Genomic DNA, 3,440 nt, shown 5'->3' on the forward strand with positions numbered 1-3,440 from the left:
GTCGCCTCGATCCTGCTGATCCTGGCCGTCGGCGTGGTGCTCGACCTGGCCACCCCGGCCGGGCTGAGCAGCCCGCCGCTGGACGCGTTCCGCTGGGCCTTCGGCGTGCAGTACCTGCTCTGGGGCGTCGGCGCGGTGCAGGTGCTGCGCTACCGTAACGCCGCCCGCCGCCGGTACGCCGCCGAGGGTGCCGCCGTCGCTCTCCCCGCGGCGGCGGCTTGACGGGTACGCCGCAGCGCGCCGCCAGCGGTGACCGTTCGTGCCTGCGGCGGTGGCCCGGCCGGCTCCGGCCAGCGGTGCCCGGCGGCGGGTCAGCGGCGGGCGCGGCGGTGGGGGAGCGCGTCCAGCATCAACGTCAGCCCGGCGCCGACCAGCCACACGTCCTTGGCCAGGCCGATGCCGGCCTGGCTGGGCTTGAGGCTGTTGCCCTCGCGCATGCCGGGCGTCTTCAGGTAGAGCTGCACCAGCCCGGCGCCGAACGCGGTCAGCGCCGCGCCGGCCAGCAGCGACGGGACGAACGGGACCAGCAGCGCGGCGCCCAGCGCGATCTCGCCCCGGGACAGCAGCTTGGCGAACCGGTCGGGCGCGAACTCCTTCAGCTGCGGCATCGCCCCGGCCGCCATGCCGTGCATCCCGGCGGCGGCCTCGCCCTCCAGGTTCCGCTTGCCGAGCCCGGAATTCAGGATGTACGCGCCGATGCTGACCCGCAGCGGCGCATGCGTCAGTCTCATGATCACTCCCGTCGGTGCCGGAGAACCCGGCCCCGCGTACCCGGCGACGCGCGGGATAACCGCGACGCGACGGTGGGCCGGCGGTGGTGATCGGCGGTAGGTTCGCCAGGAAGGGACACCACAGACGGGAGATGCCGTGAGCCAGGAAGTCCGGGGAGTCGTGTCGCGGCGCAAGGGCGCGCCGGTGGAGGTCACCACGATCGTGGTGCCCGACCCGGGTCCCGGCGAGGCGGTGGTCCGCGTGCAGTCCTGCGGGGTGTGCCACACCGACCTGCACTACCGCGAGGGCGGGATCAGCGACGACTACCCGTTCCTGCTCGGCCACGAGGCCGCGGGCATCGTCGAGCAGGTGGGGGACGGGGTCACCGACGTGGCCCCCGGCGACTTCGTGGTGCTCAACTGGCGGGCGGTCTGCGGCCAGTGCCGGGCCTGCCGCCGGGGCCGCCCCTGGTACTGCTTCAACACCCACAACGCGGCCCAGAAGATGACCCTCACCGACGGCACCGAGCTCAGCCCGGCGCTGGGCATCGGCGCGTTCGTCGAGAAGACCCTGGTCCACGCCGGCCAGTGCACCAAGGTCGACCCGTCCGCCCGGCCGGCCGCCGTGGGCCTGCTCGGCTGCGGCGTGATGGCCGGGCTCGGCGCGGCGATGAACACCGGCCAGGTCGGCCGGGGCGACTCGGTCGCGGTGATCGGCTGCGGCGGCGTCGGCGACGCGGCGGTGGCCGGCGCGGCCCTGGCCGGGGCGACGACGATCATCGCCGTGGACACCGACTCCCGCAAGCTCGACTGGGCGCGGAAGTTCGGCGCCACGCACACCGTCAACGCCTCCGAGGACGACCCGGTCGAGGCGATCCGCGCCGCCACCGGCGGCTTCGGCGCCGACGTGGTCATCGACGCGGTGGGCCGCCCGGAGACCTGGAAGCAGGCCTTCTACGCCCGCGACCTGGCCGGCACCGTGGTGCTGGTGGGGGTGCCCACCCCGGAGATGAAGATCGAGCTGCCGCTGCTGGACGTCTTCGGCCGCGGTGGTGCCCTCAAGTCCAGCTGGTACGGCGACTGCCTGCCCAGCCGCGACTTCCCGATGCTCACCGAACTCTACCGGCAGGGCCGGCTCGACCTCGACGCGTTCGTCACCGAGGAGATCGCCCTCGACCAGGTCGAGGAGGCGTTCACCCGGATGCACCACGGCGACGTGCTCCGCTCGGTGGTGGTCTTCCCGTGACCGCCCGCGTCGACCACACCGTCACCTCCGGCACGTTCTCCCTCGACGGGCAGACCTTCGACGTCGACAACAACGTCTGGGTGATCGGCGACGAGGCCGAGTGCGTCGTCATCGACGCGCCGCACGACGTGTCGGCCATCCGCAAGCTCGTCGGCGACCGCCGGCTGGTCGCCATCCTGGCTACCCACGCCCACGACGACCACGTCCGGGTCGCGCCCGAGCTGTCCCGCGTCACCGGCGCGCCGGTGCTGCTGCACCCGGCCGACCGGGTGCTCTGGGACCTGGTCCACCCGGACACCCCGCCGAACGGGGAACTGACCGACGGCCAGACCATCCGGGTCGGCGGCACCACCCTGCGGGTGCTGCACACACCCGGGCACAGCCCCGGCGCGTGCAGCCTCCACGCCCCCGACCTCGGCGCGGTGTTCACCGGTGACACGCTCTTCGCCGGCGGACCCGGCGCCACCGGCCGCTCGTACAGCGACTTCGGCACCATCATCACGTCGATCCGGGACCGGCTGCTCACCCTGCCGCCGGAGACCGTCGTCCACACCGGACACGGCGACGACACCACGATCGGCGCCGAGGCACCGCACCTCGACGAGTGGGTCGCCCGCGGGCACTGAGCCGACCGTCCGGCCGGGGCGCGGCCTCAGCGCTCGCCGTCGAGCACCGGCTTGACGGCCGTCGCCGGATCGGTCAGCGGCGAGGCCACCCGGCCCACCGGCCGCAGCACCACTTCTGGACGGGTCACGGAGCCTCCCGGAGCATGTGTAGTCGGACGTGGCGCCGCCGCGGTGGCGTGCACCAGCACCAGGTCGCACAGGGCGTGCACGATGACCAGTCCCCTGCCGCCGATCCCGTCGGGCGCGGGCGCGAGCCGGCCGGCAGTTGCGGGGGACCTGCTTGCCCGAGCCCGCGCTTCAGGCTAGCCTGCGGGTGGACCCGGATGCCGGCGCGCGGCGCCGCCCGGGGTTCCCACTCACCGCATCGCCTCGGCCGGCGCACCGCCCGCCAGGTTGCGGACCATCCCACCGACGGTCATCCGAATCCGTCTCGCCACCTCCGCGCGCCGCCCGGCCGGCCGCCATTCCCGTGCCAGGCGGCACGCGGCGGACTCGCGCTGCCCGGCGGTCCGCCGCGTCGGCGGCATCCACCGTACGAAAGGAACCCGATGAACCCTGACCTCACCACCCCGGTCCCGGTGACCGGCATCGTGGACATCCGCGACGACCAGGCCCTGCTGCGGGTCGACGGCTACCTACCGTCCCCTGCCGACGCCCACGTCACCCCCGCCCAACTCCGCCGGTACGGCCTGCGCCGTGGCGATCTGGTGACCGGGGCGGTCGCCCCCGCGCCGCGACGGGGCCGGCACGCCCCGCTGGTCCGGCTGGACACCGTCAACGGGATGGAGCCGGAGGAGGCGAAGCGCCGGCGGGAGTTCTACAAGCTCATCCCGCTGTACCCGCAGGAGCGGCTGCGGT

Annotated in this window: 3 protein-coding genes and 2 pseudogenes; 4 read left to right on the forward strand and 1 reads right to left on the reverse strand. The window is 74.3% G+C overall.

Annotation, left to right across the window (positions count from 1 at the left end; genetic code table 11):
• Positions 1–222, forward strand: a pseudogene (locus ONA70_RS35400) (MFS transporter); the annotation flags it as partial.
• An 89-nt stretch (positions 223–311) separates the two neighbouring features.
• Here ONA70_RS35400 and ONA70_RS35405 read toward each other — a convergent pair.
• Positions 312–731 (reverse strand): hypothetical protein, encoded by a 420-nt coding sequence (locus ONA70_RS35405; RefSeq protein WP_265010836.1) that lies wholly within the window; start codon positions 729–731, stop codon positions 312–314.
• A 136-nt stretch (positions 732–867) separates the two neighbouring features.
• Between ONA70_RS35405 and ONA70_RS35410 the strand changes: the two genes are divergently transcribed.
• From ONA70_RS35410 to ONA70_RS35420, 3 genes and pseudogenes are all read left to right on the forward strand, one after another.
• Complete coding sequence (locus ONA70_RS35410) at positions 868–1,956, forward strand: S-(hydroxymethyl)mycothiol dehydrogenase (RefSeq protein ID WP_265010837.1); 1,089 nt, start codon at positions 868–870, stop codon at positions 1,954–1,956.
• Positions 1,953–2,582, forward strand: a complete 630-nt coding sequence (locus ONA70_RS35415) for an MBL fold metallo-hydrolase (protein ID WP_265010838.1) — start codon at positions 1,953–1,955, stop codon at positions 2,580–2,582. The genes ONA70_RS35410 and ONA70_RS35415 overlap by 4 nt, the downstream gene beginning before the upstream one ends.
• Before the next feature lie 548 nt (positions 2,583–3,130).
• Positions 3,131–3,440, forward strand: a pseudogene (locus tag ONA70_RS35420) (transcription termination factor Rho); the annotation flags it as partial.

This window comes from Micromonospora yasonensis (assembly GCF_026013475.1).
GTDB classification, from domain to species: Bacteria; Actinomycetota; Actinomycetes; order Mycobacteriales; family Micromonosporaceae; genus Micromonospora; species Micromonospora yasonensis.